Consider the following 20,074-nt stretch of genomic DNA (forward strand, 5'->3'; position numbering starts at 1 on the left):
CCCCCCACCTACCGCCCGCGGCCCGACGCCCACTGCCGACGTTCGCGACCCACCGTTCGACGCTCACCGCCCGACGCCTACCGTCCGACGTCCACCCCCCCCGCCGTCCCGACGTCCACCCCCCGCCGTCCCGCCATCCACCACCCCACCACTCACCGCCCAGCACCCACCACCCACCACCCCCCCGCACCACCCACCACCCCCAGGCGCACGCCACCCCCCGCGCCCCCCCCACCACACCGCTCGCGCCCCCACCGCCCCTCCACCCCCGAACGGCCAGGTCAGCACGGCCGCACCCCCGCTCACCAGCCCCGTCGCCCGCCGGGCCGCCACCCCGGCGCCACCCCCGCGCCACCCCGGCCGCCGACCCGCTCGGAGCATCACGCTCCGTTCACATCAATTCGCGACGAACGGTAACGGCGCGCGTGCTTAATGTGATGTGCTGGGAGCGGTCGCCGGACCGTATGCACCAAGAGGCGCCGAAGGCTCGGGGGAGCGAGGGAGGGGCACAGATGAGGTCGGAGCCGATCCGCCGCTGGGAATCGGGCGCGCTGGCGCACGCCGTGTCGGATCCTTTCGGCCAGGGCCCGCTGCCCTGGCTGCGCGGATCCGAGCACTACTTCGACGACACGGGCCAGGTCGTGCCCTGGTACGTCGACCATGCCCCGGCGCCCGGCGCGGCGAACATCCCGGAGCCACGCACCGGGGGCCCGCTCACCGCCGACGACGTGCACCGTCAGATCAAGGGGTTCACCTCCACCGGCGCCGCCGCCCCGGGCGAGGCGATCGACTTCCACGTCACCGTGGACCCGCCCCAGCAGTTCAGCGTCGACATCTACCGCATCGGGCACTACGGGGGCGACGGCGCGTCGAAGATCACCACCAGCCCCCGCCTCTCCGGCATCGTCCAGCCCGCCCCGCTCACCGCCGACCGCACGGTCTCCTGCCACCACTGGTGGCTCTCCTGGCGGCTGCAGATCCCGAGCTACTGGAGCATCGGGGCGTACGTGGCGGTCCTCACCACCGCCGACGGGTACCGCTCGCACGTCCCCTTCACGGTCCGCGACAGCCACCCCGCCGACCTCCTGCTGCTCCTGCCGGACATCACCTGGCAGGCGTACAACCTCTACCCGGAGGACGGCCGCACGGGCGCCAGCCTGTACCACGCGTGGGACGAGGAGGGCGGTCTCCTCGGCGAGAGCGAGGCCGCCGTCACGGTCTCCTTCGACCGGCCGTACGCGGGCGCGGGCCTGCCCCTGCACGTCGGCCACGCCTACGATTTCATCCGCTGGGCCGAGCGGTACGGCTACGACCTGGCGTACGCCGACGCGCGCGACCTGCACGCCGGCCGCATCGACCCGACCCGGTACCGAGGCCTGGTCTTCCCCGGCCACGACGAGTACTGGTCGCCGAGCATGCGCCGCACCACGGAGCTGGCCCGCGAGCACGGCACCTCGCTGGTCTTCCTCTCCGCCAACACCATGTACTGGCAGGTGGAGCTGGGCCCGTCCGCGTCCGGCGTGGAGGACCGCCTCCTCACCTGCCGCAAGCGCCGCGGTCCGGGGCGGCCGGCTCTCTGGCGGGAGCAGGACAAGGCGGAGCAGCAGCTGCTCGGCATCCAGTACGCGGGCCGCGTCCCCGAGCCGCGTCCCCTCGTCGTTCGCAACGCCGACCACTGGCTGTGGGAGGCCACCGGGGCGCACGAGAACGACGAGATCGAGGGCCTGGTCGCCGGCGAGGCCGACCGGTACTTCCCGCGGACGGCGCTCCCCGAGCACCAGGGCCGCATCCTGCTCGCCCACTCGCCGTACGAGGACACCGAGGGCGTCACCCGCCACCAGGAGTCGTCGCTCTACCGCGCCCCGTCCGGCGCCCTGGTCTTCGCCTCCGGCACCTTCGCCTGGTCCCCGGCGCTCGACCGCCCGGGCCACGTGGACACCCGCATCCAGCGCGCCACCGCCAACCTCCTGGACCGCATCTGCAAACGCGACTGACCCCGCCGCCCCGCGCGGCGGTACGCCCTCGCCGCGCGCGACCGAACACCACCGGTACGCGCGGCGCGCACAGCACCACCAGGCACGACCGAATCCCGCCGCCCCGCGCGGCACGCACAGCACCACCCCGCACACCCGAACCCCACCGCCCCGCGCAGCGGAACCGCGTCGACGGGCGCGGCCGGACCTCACCGGCACGCGCCACCGCACAGCCCCGCTCGACCCATGGCCAAAACCGCGCCTCCCATACGGGAGAATCGACTCCACTTGGCCAGAACCACGGGAGGGAACCGTGTCCGGATTCGTAGAAAAGCCCGAGCCGCTCGAGGTGCCGGGCCTGGTCCACCTCCACACCGGCAAGGTGCGCGAGCTGTACCAGAACGAGGCGGGCGAGCTCGTCATGGTCGCCAGCGACCGGCTCTCCGCCTATGACTGGGTGCTGCCCTCGGAGATCCCCGACAAGGGCCGCGTCCTCACCCAGCTCTCCCTGTGGTGGTTCGACCAGCTCGCGGACCTCGTCCCGAACCACGTCATCTCCACGGAGCTGCCGCAGGGCGCGCCCGCCGACTGGGAGGGCCGCACCCTCGTCTGCAAGTCCCTGCAGATGGTCCCGGTCGAGTGCGTCGCCCGCGGCTATCTGACGGGCTCCGGTCTCCTGGAGTACAACGACTCCCGGACCGTCTGCGGCCTCGCCCTCCCCGAGGGCCTGGTCGACGGCTCGGAGCTACCCGCGCCGATCTTCACGCCCGCCGCGAAGGCCGCGGTCGGCGAGCACGACGAGAACGTGTCGTACGAGGAAGTCGCGCGCCAGGTCGGCGCGGACACCGCGGCGCGGCTGCGCCAGACGACCCTCGCCGTCTACAGCCGGGCACGGGACATCGCGCGCGACCGCGGCCTGATCCTCGCCGACACGAAGTTCGAGTTCGGCTTCGACGGGGAGTCGCTCATCCTCGGCGACGAGGTCCTGACCCCGGACTCCTCGCGCTTCTGGCCCGCGGACCAGTGGGAGCCGGGCCACGCCCAGCCGTCGTACGACAAGCAGTTCGTGCGGGACTGGCTGACGTCCCCGGCGTCGGGCTGGGACCGCAAGAGCGAGCAGCCGCCGCCGGCGCTGCCGCAGGACGTGGTGGACGCCACCCGCGCCAAGTACATCGAGGCGTACGAGCGACTGACCGGCACGCCCTGGTAGCCGACGGGGGCGGGCAGAGCATGAAGAAGGCCCCGGTCGCATCGACCGGGGCCTTTCATCTGGAGCGGACGACCAGGTTCGAACTGGCGACCTCAACCTTGGCAAGGTTGCGCTCTACCAACTGAGCTACGTCCGCGTTGCGCCGAAGCGCGAGACCAACTATACCCAACCTCGCTCCCGTGCGAGACGCACCGCCGCATGACGGTTCTCCGCCCCGATCTTGGTGGCCGCCGAGGAGAGGTAATTGCGCACGGTCCCCTGGGACAGCGCGGCGCGCTCGGCGATCTCCGCGACGGGCGCCCCGTCGGCCGCGAGTTCGAGCACCTCGGCCTCCCGGGCGGTCAGCGGCGAGTCCCCGGCGGAGATCGCGTCGGCCGCCAACTCCGGGTCCACGTAACGGTTTCCTGAGTGCACGGTGCGGATGATCTCGGCGAGCCGCTGGGCGCTCACGGTCTTCGGTACGAAGCCGCGCACCCCCACCGCGAGGGCCCGCTTGAGATGTCCCGGTCTGCCATGACTCGTCACGATCATGGTTCGGCAGTGCGGGAGTTCGTCCCGCAGGGATGTGGCGACACTCACACCGTCGGCGCCCGGCATCTGCAGATCGAGCACGGCGACATCGGGGCGGTGGGCCCGCGCCATGGCGAGCGCCTCGGGCCCGGACGCGGCCTCGGCGACCACGACCAGATCGTCCTCGAGAGCGAGCAGCGCGGCGAGCGCTCCCCGGATGAGGTGCTCGTCATCGGCGAGCAGTACGCGCAGGCTCATGCGGCCACCCTCCGGCTGTCCCGGGCCTGCTTCTGCTCAGGAGTCCCCGTCGGAGGCAGCGGCAACGGCACCTCCACGGCGAGGCGGAACACCCCGTCGCCGGACGCGAAGTCCAGTACGCCGTCCACCGCGGCCAGCCGCTCCCGCAGCCCCGCGAGGCCGGACCCCCGGCCTTCGGGCGCGATCTCCGGCGCTCCATCGTTCTCCACCACCAGCGTCGCCCGCCCCTCGTCCACCGCGAGCGCGATGTCGCAGCGCCCCGCGTCACCGTGCCGCAGCACGTTCGTCGCCGCCTCCCGCACGACCCACCCGAGGGCCGACTGCACCGAGGCGGGCAGCTCCGCCGCGGACCCGGCCACCCGGCACGTGATCCCGGCCGCCTCCAACACGCCCTGCGCGCCCGCGAGTTCCACCGTGAGGTCGACCTCGCGGTATCCCCGTACGACTTCACGCACCTCCCGCTGCGACTCCTGCGCGATCCGCTGCACCTCCACCATCTGGTCCACCGCCTCGGGCCGTCCCCGGCGCGCGAGCTGCACGGCGAGTTCGCTCTTGAGCGCGATGACGGCGAGGTTGCGCCCCATCACGTCGTGCAGGTCCCGTCCGAACCGCAGCCGCTCCTCGGCGACCGCGAGCCGCGCCTCGACCTCGCGGGCCCGGTCGGCCTCCCACATCACGGAGAGGGTCCAGGCGCCGCAGCGCGTGGAGACCAGCGCCAGGGCGCCGGCGAAGGCGATGAGGCCGCCGACCACGGCGAGCTCGCCGCCGCGGGCTCCGCCGGCCGCGAAGGCGGCCACGGCCACGGCGTCGACCAGCGCCATCCTGGCCAGGAAGCCCCGGACGCTGACGGCGAAGGCGAGCGCCTGGGCGAACGGCATCGTCACGTACAGGGTCGTGAGGCCCAGCATTCCGCCGTCCACGCCGTCCACGGCCTGGAGGCCGACGGCGAGCCCCACGGTGCCGCCCATGAGGGTGGCGGCCACGGCAAGGTCGCGGCGGGGCAGGGGCGCCCGCCGGAGGTAGTGGTCGATCGACCGGCGCAGTGTGCGGTTGACGTGCAGACACTGCGCGGCTGCCAGCGCGATCAGCGACCAGCCGAAGAGCTGCGCGGCGAGCTCCGGGCGCAGGCTCAGGCCGAGCGGCACCGAGAGCCAGCTGAGGAAGAAGATCCACGGCATGGCGTGCCACATGACGACGCTCTGGAGCTCGACCCTCTCGATCTTGCTGCGCCCGTGCCAGTCACGCTGCCAGGCCCGCATGCGGTCGATCACGCCGACTCCTCCCTCAGTGCCGGGGTTCCCAGCGGAACCACCGCCGTACAGCAAACACCGCGAGCACGGTCCAGGCCACCGCGGTGGCGGCGGCGCCCAGCGCGTCCCAGGCGGAGAGGTTGCCTGCCCAGCCGCCGCGGATCAGCTCGATGACGGGCGAGAGCGGCAGCAGCTCGCAGACCGAGGCGATCTTGTCGGGCATGACTTCGAGCGGGATGAAGAGCCCCGAGCCCATCATCGACACGAGGATCAGCGGCATGCTCATGACCTGCGCGGACTCGGTGGACCTGCTGAAGCTGGCGGTGACGGCGGCCAGCGCGGCGAACATCACGAGGCCCGCCGCGATGCCGAGGACGACGAGGTGCGGCGCGCTCGGCGCCCCGGAGTCGAGGAGCACCGCGCAGCCCACGGCGAGCACGAGGCACTGCACGACTCCGATGAGGACCGACGGCAGCGCGGCGCCCGCGAGGATCTCGGGGTCCCGGAGCTCGCCGGTGCGCAGCCGCTTGAGCACGAGCTCCTCGCGGCGGGCGGCGTAGACGTTGGTCAGCGCGGAGTACACGGCGAACAGCAGCGAGAAGCCGAGGGCGCTCGGCAGGACGACGGTACCGACGTCGAGACCGGTGCCCTTCAGGTCCATGCCGTTGGCGGCCTCCTTCATGCTGAACGGGATCACCATCGGCACGAAGAGCGCCGCGAACAGCGTTCCCTTGTTCCGGCCGATCAGCGTCATCTCGGCGCGGGCCAGCGCCTGCATCCGCCCCGCCGGGGTGGTCACGGTCACCGTGCTCATACCGCCACCTCCTTGTCGCCGACGCGCCGCTCGGCGGCCTCGCCCGTTCCGCTCTGTGCGTTCCGCGCGATCCGCAGGAACGCCTCCTCCAGCGTGGCCGCGCGCACGTCGAGCGCGGTCAGCTCGACCCGCGCGTCGCGGGCCCACAACAGCAAGCCGGTGGCGGCCCGTTGGAGCTCTTCGGTGCGCAGCCGGATGCGGCGCCCGTCCGTCTCGTGCCCGGTCACGCCGAGCCCGGCGAGCGGCGGCAGGTCGCCCACGAAGTACCCCTCGGGCAGTTCGAAGGAGATGTGGGAGGGCTGCGCGGCCACTACGTCGGCGACGCGCCCCTCGGCGGCGATCCGGCCCTCGTGCAGGATCGCGAGCCGGTCGGCGAGGTCCTCGGCCTCTTCGAGGTAGTGCGTGGTGAGCAGCACGGTGGTGCCGTTGTCGCGCAGGTCCCTGACCAACTGCCAGGTCTCCCGCCGTCCTTCGGCATCGAGTCCGGTGGTGGGCTCGTCGAGGAAGAGCACCTCCGGCCGGCCGAGGAGCGCGAGGGCCAGGTCGAGGCGCCGCTTCTCGCCGCCGGAGAGCTGCTTCACACGGACGCCGGACCGCTTGGCGAGCCCGACGATCTCCAGGGCCTCACCGACGGGCCGGGCGCCGCTGGTGCAGCCCGCCCACATCCGCGCGGTCTCGCCGACGGTCAACTCGGCGGGGAAGCCGCCCTCTTGCAGCATGACGCCGATCCGCGGGCGCACCGCGCTCCGTTCGGTGTACGGGTCGTGCCCGAGCACCCGCACCTGTCCGGAGGCCGGCGCCGCGAGTCCTTCGAGGATTTCGACGGTGGACGTCTTGCCCGCGCCGTTGGTGCCGAGCAGCGCGAAGAGTTCGCCGCGTCCCACGGTGAACGAGATCCCCCGTACCGCCTCGAAACCTCCCCCGTACACGCGCCGCAGGTCGGTCACGTCGATCACTTGGTCAGTCATGTGTCGAGCGTCTCCCGGCCGGGGAGCGGTCGGCAGTGCGCGCTGTCACCGGCCCGCATGACAAATGTCAGAACCACTCGGGGCAGTGGGGAGCAGTGGGGACACGAAGAAGGCCCCGGTCGAATGACCGGGGCCTCTCACATGGAGCGAACGACGAGGTTCGAACTCGCGACCTCAACCTTGGCAAGGTTGCGCTCTACCAACTGAGCTACGTTCGCATTGCCTCCGATCGGCTTTCACCGACCGGCGCGGGCACCAGCTTACCGCAACCGGCGGACCGGTCGGTGAGCGATGCAGAGCGGGTGACAGGAATTGCACACTGCGCCTTCCCCCTGGAAGGGGGATGTTCTACTACTGAACTACACCCGCAAGACTCCGTGAGGTCCGGCCTTTCGGCCTCGCCCCTCGGCGTGCTCCAGACTTTAGCCGACCAGGAGGGGTGCAGCGCAAGTCGGTACCCGCGAGGGGCTCGGGCCTCCGGGGGCGCGGGGTCAGTTGGCCGCTTCGAACGCCTCGTAGACCTTCTTGGGGATGCGGCCGCGGGGCGGGACGTCCATCTGGTGCGAGCGCGCCCAGGCGCGGACCGCCGAAGGGTCGGCGGAGACCGCCGTGTGCCGGAAGGCGACGCCGGACTTCGTCTGCTTGCGGGCGGCCTCCAGGTACGGCGCGAGGGCCGTGCGCAGTTTCTTGGCATTGGTTTGATTGAGGTCGATCTCGTACGACTTGCCGTCAAGACCGAACGCGACCGTTTCCGCCGCTTCCCCGCCGTCGATGTCGTCAAAGAGAGTGACCACGACACGTTGCGCCACGAATATCGGTCCCTTCGCGCGGCTCTACCGCGTTGACATGCGGTGATGCCGACTGCACGGATGTTTTGGGCAAAGTATCGGCTATTGCCAATTCCTTTGTACAGTGCCCGGCATTGTATTGCTGCATTGCGGGGCTAGATCTTTCATGGATTCATCGTGAAGGTTCCCGCTTCGAAACCTGTTTGCCCCCCGGAACGTGACCACCGTCTCGTAGGTTGCTACGAATCTACGCGAGTAGAAATTTTGTGCCGGTAGTCTGAAGGAACCTGCTCAGCAGACCTGCTCAGCACAGTGCAAGCAGCACACGCCAGCACCACACACCGGGAGTGCCAGTGGCACGCGTCGTAGTCGACGTCATGCTCAAGCCGGAGATCCTCGACCCCCAGGGCCAGGCGGTGCAGCGTGCACTGCCGCGCCTCGGTTTCCAGGGCATCTCCGACGTACGTCAGGGAAAGCGCTTCGAACTCGAGGTGGACGGGCCCGTCGACGAGTCGGCCCTCGCCCGTATCCACGAGTTGGCGGAAACCTTCCTCGCCAACACCGTGATCGAGGACTTCGTCGTAAAGGTGGAGGAAGAGAAGTGACTGCTCGAATTGGAGTCGTCACTTTCCCCGGAACCCTCGACGACCGCGACACCCAGCGCGCCGTCCGTGTGGCGGGCGCCGAAGCCGTGCCGCTGTGGCACAAGGACAAGGACCTCCACCAGGTCGACGCCGTGGTGCTGCCGGGCGGGTTCTCCTACGGCGACTATCTGCGGGCCGGCGCCATCTCCCGTTTCTCGCCGGTGATGGAGACCGTCATCGAGCAGGCGAAGGCCGGCATGCCGGTCCTCGGCATCTGCAACGGCTTCCAGGTGCTCACCGAGACGCACCTCCTGCCGGGCGCGATGCTGCGCAACAACCACCTGCACTTCATCTGCCGCGAGCAGAAGCTGCGCGTGGAGAACGCGGAGACCGCCTGGACCGCCGACTACACGGCCGGTCAGGAGATCCGGATCCCGCTGAAGAACATCGACGGGCAGTACACCGCCGATGAGCGGACCCTGGACATGCTGGAGGCGGAGGGCCGCGTCGCCTTCCGGTACCTGGACGGCAACCCCAACGGCTCGCTCCGTGACATCGCCGGCATCACCAACGAGGCGGGCAACGTGGTCGGCCTCATGCCGCACCCCGAGCACGCCGTGGAGCCGCTGGTCGGGACCGGCCGCACCGACGGCCTCGGATTCTTCACCTCGATCCTGAAGAAGCTGGTCAACGCATGACTCTGGACACCGTCAAGCACGCGGCCGAGACGCCCGACGTCAAGCTGCCCTGGGCCGAACTGGGCCTGAAGGAAGACGAGTACGAGCGCGTCCGCGAGATCCTCGGCCGCCGCCCGACCGGCGCCGAACTCGCCATGTACTCCGTCATGTGGTCCGAGCACTGCTCGTACAAGAGCAGCAAGGTCCACCTGCGCCAGTTCGGCGAGAAGGTCCCGGAGAACGACGCGATGCTCGTCGGCATCGGCGAGAACGCCGGCGTCGTCGACGTCGGCCAGGGTTACGCGGTCACCTTCAAGGTCGAGTCCCACAACCACCCGTCGTACGTCGAGCCCTACCAGGGCGCGGCCACCGGCGTCGGCGGCATCGTCCGCGACATCATCGCGATGGGCGCCCGCCCGGTCGCCGTCGTGGACCCGCTGCGCATGGGTGACGCGAACCACCCCGACACCAAGCGCGTGCTCCCCGGCGTCGTCGCCGGCATCGGCGGCTACGGCAACTGCCTGGGCCTGCCGAACATCGGCGGCGAGCTGGTCTTCGACGCCTGCTACCAGGGCAACCCGCTGGTCAACGCCGGTGCCATCGGCGTCATGCGGCACGAGGACATCCACCTCGCGAAGGCGTCGGGCCCCGGCAACAAGGTCATCCTGTACGGCGCCCGGACGGGCGGCGACGGCATCGGCGGCGCCTCGATCCTCGCCTCCGAGACCTTCGACGACACGAAGCCGAGCAAGCGCCCCGCCGTGCAGGTCGGCGACCCCTTCCAGGAGAAGCTCCTCATCGAGTGCACCCTGGAGGCCTTCGCCGAGAAGCTCGTCGTCGGCATCCAGGACCTCGGCGCGGCCGGACTCTCCTGCGCCACCAGCGAGTTGGCGTCCAACGGCTCCGGCGGCATGCGCGTCGAGCTGGACGACGTGCCGCTGCGCGACTCCACGCTCACTCCCGAGGAAATCCTCATGAGTGAGTCCCAGGAGCGCATGTGCGCCGTGGTCGAGCCCGGGAAGGTCGACCGCTTCCTGGAGATCTGCGAGAAGTGGGACGTCATCGCCACCGTCGTGGGTGAGGTCACCGACGGCGACCGCCTGGAGATCTTCTGGCACGGCGAGAAGATCGTCGACGTCGACCCGCGCACGGTCGCGCACGACGGCCCGGTCTACGAGCGTCCGTACGCCCGCCCGTCCTGGCAGGACGCCCTCCAGGCCGACGACGCGAACAAGCTGGCCCGCCCGGCGAACGGCGAAGAGCTGCGCGAGCAGGTCCTCAAGCTGGTCGCCGCCCCGAACCAGGCCGCCAAGTCCTGGGTCACCGACCAGTACGACCGCTTCGTGCAGGGCAACACCGTGCTCGCGCAGCCCGAGGACTCCGGAATGATCCGGATCAACGAGGAGACGGGCCTCGGCGTCGCCATCGCCACCGACGGCAACGGCCGGTTCGCGAAGCTCGACCCGTACACGGGCGCGCAGCTCGCGCTCGCCGAGTCGTACCGCAACGTCGCCGCGTCCGGCGCCAAGCCGCTCGCGATCTCGGACTGCCTGAACTTCGGTTCGCCCGAGGACCCGGACGTCATGTGGCAGTTCGCCGAGGCCATCCGCGGCCTCGCGGACGGCTGCCTGGAGCTCGGCACCCCGGTCACCGGCGGCAACGTCTCGCTCTACAACCAGACCGGCGAGGCGGCGATCCACCCGACGCCGGTCGTCGCCGTCCTCGGTGTGATCGACGACGTCGCACGGCGTACGCCGATGGCGTTCAAGGAAGAGGGCCAGCTCCTCTACCTGCTCGGCGAGACGCACGAGGAGTTCGGCGGTTCGGCCTGGTCGCAGGTGGTCCACGGGCACCTCGGCGGCCTGCCGCCCAAGGTCGACCTGGCGCGCGAGAAGCTGCTCGCCGAGATCCTGATCTCGGCCTCGCGCGACGGCATGATCGACGCCGCGCACGACCTGTCGGACGGCGGTCTCGTGCAGGCCGTCACCGAGTCGTGCCTGCGGGGCGGGCGCGGTGCCCGGCTCGTCGTGCCGGACGGCCTGGACGCGTTCACGTTCCTGTTCTCCGAGTCGGCGGGGCGCGCGGTCGTCTCCGTGCCGCGGAGCGAGGAGCTGCGCTTCACCGACATGTGCGGGGCGCGGGGTCTGCCCGTCCGCCGCATCGGTGTCGTCGACGGCGACGCGGTCGACGTACAGGGCGAGTTCACGCTGCCGCTGAGCGAGCTGCGCGAGGCCCACGAGGGGACCCTGCCGGGGCTCTTCGCCTGATCCACCTCGGCTGACACGACAGCCCCCGTCCGGACCTGGTCCGGGCGGGGGTTTCGTCGTTCCCGGGACACGTCGAGGGTTGCCAGGAATTACGTAATTACGTAACGTCGTACTCGTGGATCTCGAACAACGCGTCGCCGAGCTCGAACGGCGCATGGCGGAGCTGGAGGGCGCGGGACCGGCCGCGCCCCCCGTCGGTGAGGGCGACTTCTGGGCGCTCGACGCACTGAAGGCACGGCACCCGGTGACGCAGGACGCGGACGGCGCCGTCCTGTTCACCGGCTCGGTGCGGGTGCCGACGGGACATCGGTACGACTGGCAGTACGGCCTGCTCACCGAGACGGTGTTCGAGGGCGACTGGGCGGAGACGGCCGAGTCGTTCGCCGCCCTCGGCAACCCCGTACGGCTTCGGCTGCTCCGGGAGATCCTCGGCGGCCTGCGCACCGCCGCCGAGCTGGCCGCGCTCGACGACGTCGGGACGACCGGCCAGATCTACCACCACCTGCGGCAGCTGACCGGCGCGGGCTGGCTGCACACGACCGAGCGCGGCCGGTACGAGGTCCCCGCCGGGCGGGTGGTGCCGCTGCTCGTGGTGCTCACGGCCGCGCGCCCGGTGACCTGACCGCGCTGTCGACATGTATGTCCGTACGTACGAGGGGGAGTTATGTCCATAGGCCTGCGCAAGTCGGCCGCAGTGCTCCATCGGATGCTGTGGGTGGTGTTCTTCGGCCAGTTCGTCGTCAGGATCTTCACGGACCTGCCGTACAACTACTGGCTGAGCTGGCTGCCCGCGATCGCCGCGATCGCCGTCAGCACCACGCTGTCCCGCTCCGCGCGCCGGCAGTCCGAGGCGGAGCCTGCGTCTCCCGTCGAGGTCGCGCCCCCGGTCGCCGGCCGCTGGTCCGCGCTCAACAGCCCCGCCGACAAGGTGCCGAGCCACGGCACGCACTACCTGGCACAGACGTACGCCATCGACATCACGGCCGAGCCGGAGGACGGAACCGCCCGCCCGGCCCCCGTCTGGTTCTGGCCCGTCGCCCGGCGAGGCCGGGCCTACCCCGCCTTCGGTGAGCCGCTGTACGCGGTGGCGGACGCGACCGTCGTGCACGCCGAGGACGGCCAGCGCGACCACCTGAGCCGCAGCTCCCTCCTCGGAGTGCTGTACTTCTGGCTGGTCGAAGGCGTCGGCAGGACGCTCGGCGGGGCCCGCCGCGTCATCGGCAACCACATCGTGCTCGACCTCGGCGAGGGAACGTACGCCCTGTACGCGCACGTCCAGCAGGGCTCGCTCGCGGTCCGGGCCGGCGACAAGGTCGCCCTCGGGCAGCGGATCGGCGGCTGCGGCAACTCCGGCAACTCCACCGAGCCGCACGTCCACTTCCAGCTGATGGACGGACCCGACCCGGAGACCGCGCGCGGCGTGCCGTTCAGCTGGCGCGGGGTCGGCGTGCCCCGCAACCGCGAGACATTCACCGTGCGGGAAGAAGCCACCCCGGTACCGTGACCTGCATGACTGAGGAGCAGGGGCTGCGCGCGCGGAAGAAGCGGCAGACCGCCGCGCGGATCTGGCAGGTCGCCGTGGACCTCTGCTCCGAGCGGGGCTTCGACCACGTCTCCGTGGCGGAGATCGCCGAGGCGGCCGACGTGTCGAAGATGACCGTCTTCAACTACTTCGGCACCAAAGAAGGCGTGATCGTCGGCCCGATGGAGGAGCACGCGGAGGACCCGGCCCGCGCGGTGCGCGAGCGGCGGCCCGACGAGTCCGCGGTCGCCGCGGTGCGCCGCCAGTTCCTGGAGCAGATCCCCGGGCACGACCCGTCGATCGGCCTCAGCGGCGACCCGCGCACCCTCAAGGTGCGCCAGCTCATCAAGGAGACACCGACGCTCGCGCACCGCGTGGTGATCTTCCACATGCGCAGCGTCCAGCTCCTCGCGGACGCCCTCGCCGAGGAGACCGGCGACACGCTCCTCGCACGGGTCGCCGCCGCCCAGCTCATCGGCGCGAGGAACGCGCTGATCATGGAGAACCACGAGCGCACGCTCGTCGGCGTCCCGGTCGACGAGATCGCGAAGGACTGCGCCGAGGCCGCCGAGCGCGCCTTCGATCTGGTGGAAAAGGGACTTCAGGGGTACCCCGAAAACGCTTAGGCTCGGCTCCATGCCACCGGCCAAGAAGCGCACGCGCTCGTACGACTCCGCCAAGATCCGCACCGCCGTCCTCGCCCAGTTCGGGAACGTGCGGGACGCGGTGGGCACCCTGACCCCCGAGCAGCTGGCCCGCCCCACCCGGCTCGGCGACTGGACCGTGCACGAACTGGCGGCCCACATCGCGATGGTCCTCGGCACCGTCCACCGCTACCTGGGCATGCCCGAGCCGGAGAAGCACGAAGTGCCGCTCATGGACTGGCCGTTCGCGACCGTCACCGCGGCGGCCCAGGTCGACGAGGACACCCGCGCCATCGCCGAGAGCGCGGGCACGGAGCTCGACGAGCTGTTCGCCCGCACCCTCTCCGGCATCGAGGAGTCCCTGGCCGCGGCGTCCGACGAGCGCCTGGTGCCGTCCCGCTTCGGCGCCATGACCCTCGGCGACTTCCTGGTCACCCGGACCGTCGAACTCACCGTCCACACCGACGACTTGAACGACGCGGTGCCGGGCCTCGACGTCCCGTACGACCGGCAGGCCCTCGCCGCCTGCGCCCGGCTGCTCGCGGACGCCCTCGCGGTGAAGGCGCCGGGCGCGTCGACCGAGGTGCGGATCCCGCCGTACGCGGTCGTGCAGTGCGTGGAGGGCCCGCGGCACACCCGCGGCACCCCGCCCAACGTGGTCGAGGCCGACCCGCTCACCTGGATCCGCCTCGCGACCGGCCGCACGGACTGGGCGACGGCGCTCGACGCGGCGCAGGTCGGCGCGAGCGGGGAGCGGGCGGACCTGTCGGGGCTGCTGCCGATCATGGGTTAGCCGCGGCCGGCGGGGGTGATGGAACCGGCACCCCCACTTGTCCCGTCACATCGTCATGCACACGCAGCGACTGACCCTCACCCTGACCGCGCTGGCCTCCGCCGGGCTGCTGCTCACCGCATGCGGCACCGAGTCGGGGGCCGGTTCCGAAGGCGGTTCCGGCGGCCGGTCCGTGGAGAGCTCCGGGGAGACCGGGGCGGCTCTCACCGGCGTCCGCTGGAACGTCGAGAGCCTCACCCTGGGCGGCAAGAAGCACGACGCCCCGGACGGCGCCTACCTCAAGATCGGCGAGGACGGCCGGGCCGGCGGCAGCTTCGGCTGCAACTCGGTCGGCGCCGACGTGACGATCAAGGACGGGACCGTGGAGTTCGGGCAGCCGCTGACGACGAAGCGGGCCTGCACGGACGACGGCCGCATGACGTTCGAGAAGAACGCCCTGCGCGCCCTCGGCGAGCAGAAGTTCACCGCGAAGGTCGCCGGCGACCGCATGACCCTCACCACCGCCAAGGGAGACCGCGTGGCCTTCACCTCGCAGCCCGCCGAGCCCGACGCCCCGCTAACCGGCACCAAGTGGCAGGTGAACTCCGTCGGCGACGCGAGGACCACCGCGTCCCTGCCGAAGGCCGTGGCCGACAAGGTCCACCTCACCTTCGAGGACGGCAAGGTCCGCGGCAACCTCGGCTGCAACGACGTCACCGCCAAGGCCGAGGCGAAGGACGGCCGCATCACCTTCGGCGCCCCCGCCACCACCCGGAAGCTGTGCCAGGGCGAGGCGATGACCACGGAACGCAAGCTCCTGAAGATCTTCGACGGCACGGCACGCTACGAGGTGAAGCAGGGCACCCTGAAGATCACCGCCGCCGACGGCACGGTGATCGGCGCGAACGCGGACCGCGAGGGATCCGCGAAGCCGGCGAAGTAGCCGCAAGGCGCCGGTACTCCAGGTGCCCGGCGCCGGTGCCCAGCCGGTCGCGCCGGGGCTGCAGCCGCCCGGTGCCGGGGCTCCAGCGGTGCGGCGCCTGGGGTGCCGGGGCCTCAGCCGCACGGCGCCCGGGCTTCGGCCGCACGGCGCCCGGGCTTCGGCTGCACGGCGCCGGGGCTTTGGCCCCACGGCGCCCGGGCTTCGGCCGCACGGCGCCCGGGCTTCGGCTGCACGGCGCCGGGGCTTTGGCCCCACGGCGCCCGAGCTTCGACCCCACGGCGCCCGAGCTTCAGCAGTGCGGCGCCTGAGCTTCGGCTGCACGGCGCCGGGGCTTTGGCCCCACGGCGCCCGAGCTTCGACCGCACGGCGCCCGGGCTTCGACCCCACGGCGCCCGAGCTTCAGCAGTGCGGCGCCTGGGCTTCGACCCCACGGCGCCCGGGCTTCAGCGGTGCGGCGCCGACGCTTCTGCCTTACGGCGCGTCGGGGCTTCAGCCGCACGGCGCGTCGGGGCTCAGCCGTACGCCAGCAGCTCCCCGTCCGTCCGCTCCCACGTCGCCCTCAGCTCGGCCAGGAGCTCCGGCTCGCCCGCGGCACGGTCGGCCTGCTCACGCCGGTCGGCCGCGAGGTCGAACAGCTGGTCCGGACCGCCCTTGCCGCGGTAGTACTTCCACTTCCCGCGGCGCAGCGCCCGCTCCCCGCGCACCCGCCAGAACAGCTCGCGCTCGGCGACGGCCTCCCCCTTCAGGAGGTAGGGGGCGAGGCTCGTCCCGTCCAGCGGATACGCCGGGTGCGGCCGGGCCCCTGCGACCTCCAGGAGCGTCGCCGTCCAGTCCGGCGTGTAGACGGGCTCGTCGCTGACCTGCCCGCCGTCGAGTCGCGCCGGCCACCGCACGATGGTCGGCACGCGGATGCCGCCCTCCTTCAGCGAACCCTTGTTGCCGGACAGCGGCCAGTTGTACGAGAAGCGCTCACCGCCGTTGTCAGAGGCGAAGAACACCAGCGTGTCCCGCTCCTGCCCGGACTTCCGCAGCGCGCGCAGCACTTCGCCTATGGAGCGGTCCAAGTCCTCGACCATCTCCGTGTACTTCTCGACGGAGCCGCCGTCCTGGTGCCGGAGCGCGCCCTTGTCGCCCGCCTTGATCCGCCGCACGATCTCGGCGCTCTGCTCCTCGTCGCCGTCCGCGATCCAAGGCCAGTGCGGAGTGGTGAAGTTGAGGTTGAGCAGCCAGGGGCGCTCGCCGTGGTCCCGCCGGACGTATTCGCTCGCCCGCTCGGTCAGGACGCGCGTGTAGTACCGCAGGTCCTTGTACTCGGCGTCGCCCTCCCGGACGGCGCCCTCGTAGAGGTCGTACTCCCCGCCGAGCCCCAGCTTGGAGTAGTACTCCAGGGCCCCGCCGAAGTTCCCGAAGAACTCGTCCCAGCCGGACTTCGTGGGCGAGTAGTCGGGCAGATAGCCGCAGTGCCACTTGCCGATCAGCGCGGTCGCGTACCCGGCGTCGCGCAGCAATGAGGCGAGCGTGGGGTGGGTCGGGTCGAGGCCCACGGACTTGTCGGCGATCGGCTCGGCGAGCCCGCCCTTCGTACGCCCGGGGTAGCGCCCCGTGTACAGGCTGAAGCGGGTCGGCGAGCAGGTCGCGGAGCCGGAGTAGGCATCGGTGAAGCGCACGCCCTGGCGGGCGAGGCGGTCCAGGTTCGGGGTTCTTATGTGCGGCGATCCGTAGGCGGACAGATCGGCCCAGCCGAGGTCGTCGCCGAGGATGAAGAGGATGTTGGGGCGTCGGGAGTGCCGCCCGCGTGCGGCGGCGAAGGGGCGCTCGGTGGGGGCCGTGGCGGGGGCGCCGGGCGCGGCGTCGGCCCGCGTCGCGGCGCCTACGGCACCCACGCCGACGGCGGCGCCCGCCACCCCGCCGGTGAAGGAGCGCCGGGACAACCGAGAAGACGAAGACCGGGACAATCCATGAGGCTGCATGGATCAGGAGCCTCGCGGGGCGCCGGAAGGGGCGTCAACGCGCCGCCGCACCTGTTCACAAAGCCGTCGTCGCAGTTCACAGCCCTGTCGTACGTCTGAAGTACTCGCGCGGCGGACGGGCCGCGACGGCTCCTCCGACGGGCCGCGCTCACCCTCCGTGCAGGGGTCGTATCCCCAATTCGGACCAGTGGTCGATCTCGCCTACACTCGGTGGCGTGCCACGTGGTGACGGTCGACTCAATCACGATCTGCTTCCCGGCGAGAAGGGCCCCCAGGACGCTTGCGGCGTCTTCGGTGTCTGGGCTCCGGGCGAAGAGGTCGCAAAGCTCACTTACTTCGGGCTCTACGCCCTCCAGCATCGGGGCCAGGAATCCGCGGGAATCGCGGTCAGCAACGGCTCCCAGATCCTCGTCTTCAAGGACATGGGCCTCGTTTCCCAGGTCTTCGACGAAACCTCTCTCGGCTCGCTCCAGGGTCACATCGCGGTCGGTCACGCCCGCTACTCGACCACTGGCGCCTCCGTCTGGGAGAACGCCCAGCCGACGTTCCGTGCCACCGCGCACGGCTCCATCGCGCTCGGGCACAACGGCAACCTCGTCAACACGGCCCAGCTCGCCGAGCTGGTCGCCGAACTCCCGAAGGAGAACGGCCGCGCGACCCAGGTCGCCGCGACCAACGACACCGACCTGGTGACGGCTCTCCTCGCGGGCCAGGTGGACGACGACGGCAAGCCGCTGACCATTGAAGACGCCGCCATGAAGATCCTCCCGCAGGTTCAGGGCGCCTTCTCCCTCGTCTTCATGGACGAGGGCACGCTGTACGCGGCCCGCGACCCGCAGGGCATCCGCCCGCTGGTCCTCGGCCGCCTGGAGCGCGGCTGGGTCGTCGCCTCGGAGTCCGCGGCGCTCGACATCTGCGGCGCCAGCTACGTCCGCGAGATCGAGCCCGGCGAGTTCGTCGCGATCGACGAGAACGGACTGCGAACCTCCCGATTCGCGGAAGCGAAGCCCAAGGGCTGTGTCTTCGAGTACGTCTACCTCGCGCGCCCCGACACGGACATCGCGGGCCGCAACGTCTACCTCTCGCGCGTCGAGATGGGCCGCAAGCTGGCCGCGGAAGCTCCCGTCGAGGCCGACCTCGTCATAGCGACCCCCGAATCCGGCACCCCCGCCGCGATCGGGTACGCGGAAGCCTCCGGCATCCCCTTCGGCGCGGGCCTGGTCAAGAACGCCTATGTCGGCCGGACCTTCATCCAGCCCTCGCAGACGATCCGCCAGCTCGGCATCCGTCTCAAGCTGAATCCGCTCAAGGAAGTCATCAAGGGCAAGAAGCTGGTGGTCGTCGACGACTCGATCGTCCGCGGCAACACCCAGCGCGCCTTGGTCAAGATGCTCCGCGAGGCCGGCGCCGCCGAGGTCCACATCCGGATCTCGTCCCCGCCCGTGAAGTGGCCGTGCTTCTTCGGCATCGACTTCGCGACGCGCGCCGAGCTCATCGCCAACGGCATGACCATCGAGGAGATCGGCACGTCGCTCGGCGCCGACTCCCTCTCGTACATCTCCATCGACGGCATGATCGAGGCCACGACCATCGACAAGCCGAACCTCTGCCGCGCCTGCTTCGACGGCGAGTACCCGATGGACCTGCCCGACCCCGAGCTGCTCGGCAAGCAGCTCCTGGAGACGGAACTGGCCGCGGGCCCGGCGAGCACCGCCGCCGCCGACGCGATCCGTCGCCCGTAAGACCCCACGCAGTACGACACGAAAGTTCTCACCGTCATGTCTGAGACCACTGGTGCCAGCTACGCAAGCGCGGGCGTCGACATCGAGGCGGGCGACCGCGCCGTCGAGCTGATGAAGGAGTGGGTCAAGAAGACCCAGCGTCCCGAGGTCGCGGGCCTCGGCGGCCTCGGCGGCTTCGCCGGGCTCTTCGACGCCTCCGCGCTCAAGCGTTTCGAGCGCCCCCTGCTCGCCTCCGCGACCGACGGCGTCGGCACGAAGGTCGACGTCGCCCGGCAGATGGGCGTCTACGACACCATCGGCCACGACCTCGTCGCGATGGTCATGGACGACATCGTCGTGTGCGGCGCCGAGCCGCTCTTCATGACCGACTACATCTGCGTCGGCAAGGTCCACCCCGAGCGCGTCGCCGCCATCGTCAAGGGCATCGCCGAGGGCTGCGTCCTCGCGGGCTGCTCCCTCGTCGGCGGCGAGACGGCGGAGCACCCGGGCCTGCTCGGCCCGGACGACTTCGACGTGGCGGGCGCCGGCACGGGCGCGGTCGAGGCCGACCGCCTGCTCGGCCCGGATCGCATCCGTAAGGGTGACGCGGTCATCGCCATGGCCGCCTCCGGTCTTCACTCGAACGGGTACTCGCTCGTGCGGCATGTGGTCTTCGACCGCGCGGGCTGGGCCCTGGACCGGCACGTCGAGGAGTTCGGCCGCACGCTCGGCGAGGAGCTCCTGGAGCCCACCAAGATCTACTCCCTGGACTGCCTGGCGCTCATCCGCACCACGGACGTCCACGCCTTCAGCCACATCACGGGCGGCGGCCTCGCGGCGAACCTCGCCCGGGTCATCCCGGACGGCCTGCACGCGATCGTCGACCGCGAGACGTGGACGCCCGGCGCGGTCTTCGACGTGGTCGGCAAGGCCGGTCAGGTCGAGCGCCTCGAACTGGAGAAGACGCTGAACATGGGCGTCGGCATGATCGCGATCGTCCCCGAGGAGTCGGCGGACGCGGCGCTCACCACCCTCGCGGACCGCGGCGTGGACGCCTGGGTCGCGGGCGAGATCACCGACCGCGGTGACCACGCGACGGGCGCCGCCCTGATCGGCGACTACGCGAAGTAAGAATTACGGAGCAGCACAAAACCCGGCCCGGGGTGGTGCCCCCGGACCGGGTGAAGTGCAGTTGCTATGAGA

General features: G+C 71.1%; 18 protein-coding genes and 3 tRNA genes. 12 read left to right on the plus strand and 9 right to left on the minus strand.

Annotated features, from left to right (window positions below; genetic code table 11):
* Positions 1 to 512 precede the first annotated feature (512 nt).
* Together ACI2L3_RS27735 and ACI2L3_RS27740 are read left to right on the plus strand one after the other, a co-directional pair.
* Positions 513 to 1,994, plus strand: a complete 1,482-nt coding sequence (locus ACI2L3_RS27735) for a N,N-dimethylformamidase beta subunit family domain-containing protein (protein WP_404755101.1) — start codon at positions 513 to 515, stop codon at positions 1,992 to 1,994.
* Positions 1,995 to 2,286: 292 nt separating this feature from the next.
* A complete protein-coding gene (locus tag ACI2L3_RS27740) occupies positions 2,287 to 3,183 on the plus strand; it encodes a phosphoribosylaminoimidazolesuccinocarboxamide synthase (protein WP_404755102.1) in 897 nt (298 codons plus the stop codon).
* 60 nt (positions 3,184 to 3,243) lie between these two features.
* Here the strand turns inward: ACI2L3_RS27740 and ACI2L3_RS27745 are convergent.
* From ACI2L3_RS27745 to ACI2L3_RS27780, 8 genes are all read right to left on the minus strand, one after another.
* Positions 3,244 to 3,319 (minus strand) — tRNA-Gly (locus ACI2L3_RS27745).
* A 23-nt stretch (positions 3,320 to 3,342) separates the two neighbouring features.
* Complete coding sequence (locus ACI2L3_RS27750; RefSeq protein ID WP_362991970.1) at positions 3,343 to 3,951, minus strand: response regulator transcription factor; 609 nt, start codon at positions 3,949 to 3,951, stop codon at positions 3,343 to 3,345.
* A complete protein-coding gene (locus tag ACI2L3_RS27755) occupies positions 3,948 to 5,222 on the minus strand; it encodes a sensor histidine kinase (protein ID WP_404755103.1) in 1,275 nt (424 codons plus the stop codon). The genes ACI2L3_RS27750 and ACI2L3_RS27755 overlap by 4 nt, the downstream gene beginning before the upstream one ends.
* Positions 5,223 to 5,235: 13 nt before the next feature.
* Positions 5,236 to 6,015, minus strand: a complete 780-nt coding sequence (locus tag ACI2L3_RS27760) for an ABC transporter permease (protein WP_404755104.1) — start codon at positions 6,013 to 6,015, stop codon at positions 5,236 to 5,238.
* Positions 6,012 to 6,983: an ABC transporter ATP-binding protein gene (locus ACI2L3_RS27765; protein WP_404755105.1), complete on the minus strand. Its 972-nt coding sequence runs from the start codon at positions 6,981 to 6,983 to the stop codon at positions 6,012 to 6,014. The genes ACI2L3_RS27760 and ACI2L3_RS27765 overlap by 4 nt, the downstream gene beginning before the upstream one ends.
* Positions 6,984 to 7,125: 142 nt before the next feature.
* Positions 7,126 to 7,201, minus strand: a tRNA-Gly gene (locus ACI2L3_RS27770).
* Between the two features lie 79 nt (positions 7,202 to 7,280).
* Positions 7,281 to 7,352: transfer RNA gene (locus tag ACI2L3_RS27775), tRNA-Gly, on the minus strand.
* A gap of 122 nt (positions 7,353 to 7,474) precedes the next feature.
* On the minus strand, positions 7,475 to 7,792 hold the full coding sequence (locus tag ACI2L3_RS27780; protein ID WP_404755106.1) for an Lsr2 family protein: 318 nt from the start codon (positions 7,790 to 7,792) through the stop codon (positions 7,475 to 7,477).
* A 332-nt stretch (positions 7,793 to 8,124) separates the two neighbouring features.
* On the opposite strand from ACI2L3_RS27780, the gene purS reads away from it, so the two are divergent.
* The 8 genes from purS to ACI2L3_RS27820 all read left to right on the plus strand — a co-directional run bounded on the left by purS (position 8,125) and on the right by ACI2L3_RS27820 (position 15,180).
* Complete coding sequence (gene purS, locus ACI2L3_RS27785) at positions 8,125 to 8,376, plus strand: phosphoribosylformylglycinamidine synthase subunit PurS (protein ID WP_404755107.1); 252 nt, start codon at positions 8,125 to 8,127, stop codon at positions 8,374 to 8,376.
* Positions 8,373 to 9,053 (plus strand): phosphoribosylformylglycinamidine synthase subunit PurQ, encoded by a 681-nt coding sequence (gene purQ, locus ACI2L3_RS27790; protein ID WP_404755108.1) that lies wholly within the window; start codon positions 8,373 to 8,375, stop codon positions 9,051 to 9,053. The genes purS and purQ overlap by 4 nt, the downstream gene beginning before the upstream one ends.
* On the plus strand, positions 9,050 to 11,299 hold the full coding sequence (purL, locus tag ACI2L3_RS27795) for a phosphoribosylformylglycinamidine synthase subunit PurL (RefSeq protein WP_404755109.1): 2,250 nt from the start codon (positions 9,050 to 9,052) through the stop codon (positions 11,297 to 11,299). The genes purQ and purL overlap by 4 nt, the downstream gene beginning before the upstream one ends.
* 115 nt (positions 11,300 to 11,414) lie before the next feature.
* On the plus strand, positions 11,415 to 11,921 hold the full coding sequence (locus ACI2L3_RS27800) for an ArsR/SmtB family transcription factor (RefSeq protein ID WP_404755110.1): 507 nt from the start codon (positions 11,415 to 11,417) through the stop codon (positions 11,919 to 11,921).
* Positions 11,922 to 11,963: 42 nt separating this feature from the next.
* Positions 11,964 to 12,803 carry a M23 family metallopeptidase gene (locus ACI2L3_RS27805; protein ID WP_404755111.1) on the plus strand — a complete coding sequence of 280 codons (840 nt, stop codon included), beginning with the start codon at positions 11,964 to 11,966 and terminating at the stop codon, positions 12,801 to 12,803.
* Between the two features lie 5 nt (positions 12,804 to 12,808).
* Positions 12,809 to 13,447 (plus strand): TetR/AcrR family transcriptional regulator, encoded by a 639-nt coding sequence (locus ACI2L3_RS27810; protein ID WP_404755112.1) that lies wholly within the window; start codon positions 12,809 to 12,811, stop codon positions 13,445 to 13,447.
* 10 nt (positions 13,448 to 13,457) lie between these two features.
* Positions 13,458 to 14,258, plus strand: coding sequence for a sterol carrier family protein (locus tag ACI2L3_RS27815; protein WP_404755113.1), 801 nt, complete (start codon positions 13,458 to 13,460; stop codon positions 14,256 to 14,258).
* 55 nt (positions 14,259 to 14,313) lie between these two features.
* Positions 14,314 to 15,180, plus strand: a complete 867-nt coding sequence (locus ACI2L3_RS27820; protein WP_404755114.1) for an META domain-containing protein — start codon at positions 14,314 to 14,316, stop codon at positions 15,178 to 15,180.
* 512 nt (positions 15,181 to 15,692) lie between these two features.
* Here the strand turns inward: ACI2L3_RS27820 and ACI2L3_RS27825 are convergent.
* Positions 15,693 to 17,150 (minus strand): sulfatase, encoded by a 1,458-nt coding sequence (locus tag ACI2L3_RS27825; RefSeq protein ID WP_404755115.1) that lies wholly within the window; start codon positions 17,148 to 17,150, stop codon positions 15,693 to 15,695.
* Positions 17,151 to 17,365: 215 nt separating this feature from the next.
* Here ACI2L3_RS27825 and purF point away from each other — a divergent pair, with 215 nt between their 5' ends.
* Together purF and purM are read left to right on the plus strand one after the other, a co-directional pair.
* Positions 17,366 to 18,892 (plus strand): amidophosphoribosyltransferase, encoded by a 1,527-nt coding sequence (gene purF / locus ACI2L3_RS27830; RefSeq protein WP_404755116.1) that lies wholly within the window; start codon positions 17,366 to 17,368, stop codon positions 18,890 to 18,892.
* Positions 18,893 to 18,928: 36 nt separating this feature from the next.
* Positions 18,929 to 20,002, plus strand: coding sequence for a phosphoribosylformylglycinamidine cyclo-ligase (purM, locus tag ACI2L3_RS27835; RefSeq protein WP_404755117.1), 1,074 nt, complete (start codon positions 18,929 to 18,931; stop codon positions 20,000 to 20,002).
* Positions 20,003 to 20,074 lie beyond the last annotated feature (72 nt).

This window comes from Streptomyces sp. NPDC029674 (assembly GCF_044903205.1).
GTDB lineage: Bacteria > Actinomycetota > Actinomycetes > Streptomycetales > Streptomycetaceae > Streptomyces.

Excerpts from the sequence above, each read along its gene's own strand:
- ACI2L3_RS27735 (WP_404755101.1), top strand. The coding sequence starts at position 513 with ATGAGGTCGGAGCCGATCCGCCGCTGGGAATCGGGCGCGCTGGCGCAC.
- ACI2L3_RS27750 (WP_362991970.1), bottom strand. The coding sequence starts at position 3,951 with ATGAGCCTGCGCGTACTGCTCGCCGATGACGAGCACCTCATCCGGGGA.
- ACI2L3_RS27760 (WP_404755104.1), bottom strand. The coding sequence starts at position 6,015 with ATGAGCACGGTGACCGTGACCACCCCGGCGGGGCGGATGCAGGCGCTG.
- ACI2L3_RS27765 (WP_404755105.1), bottom strand. The coding sequence starts at position 6,983 with ATGACTGACCAAGTGATCGACGTGACCGACCTGCGGCGCGTGTACGGG.
- purL (WP_404755109.1), top strand. The coding sequence starts at position 9,050 with ATGACTCTGGACACCGTCAAGCACGCGGCCGAGACGCCCGACGTCAAG.
- ACI2L3_RS27805 (WP_404755111.1), top strand. The coding sequence starts at position 11,964 with ATGTCCATAGGCCTGCGCAAGTCGGCCGCAGTGCTCCATCGGATGCTG.
- ACI2L3_RS27810 (WP_404755112.1), top strand. The coding sequence starts at position 12,809 with ATGACTGAGGAGCAGGGGCTGCGCGCGCGGAAGAAGCGGCAGACCGCC.
- ACI2L3_RS27815 (WP_404755113.1), top strand. The coding sequence starts at position 13,458 with ATGCCACCGGCCAAGAAGCGCACGCGCTCGTACGACTCCGCCAAGATC.
- ACI2L3_RS27820 (WP_404755114.1), top strand. The coding sequence starts at position 14,314 with ATGCACACGCAGCGACTGACCCTCACCCTGACCGCGCTGGCCTCCGCC.
- ACI2L3_RS27825 (WP_404755115.1), bottom strand. The coding sequence starts at position 17,150 with ATGCAGCCTCATGGATTGTCCCGGTCTTCGTCTTCTCGGTTGTCCCGG.
- purM (WP_404755117.1), top strand. The coding sequence starts at position 18,929 with ATGTCTGAGACCACTGGTGCCAGCTACGCAAGCGCGGGCGTCGACATC.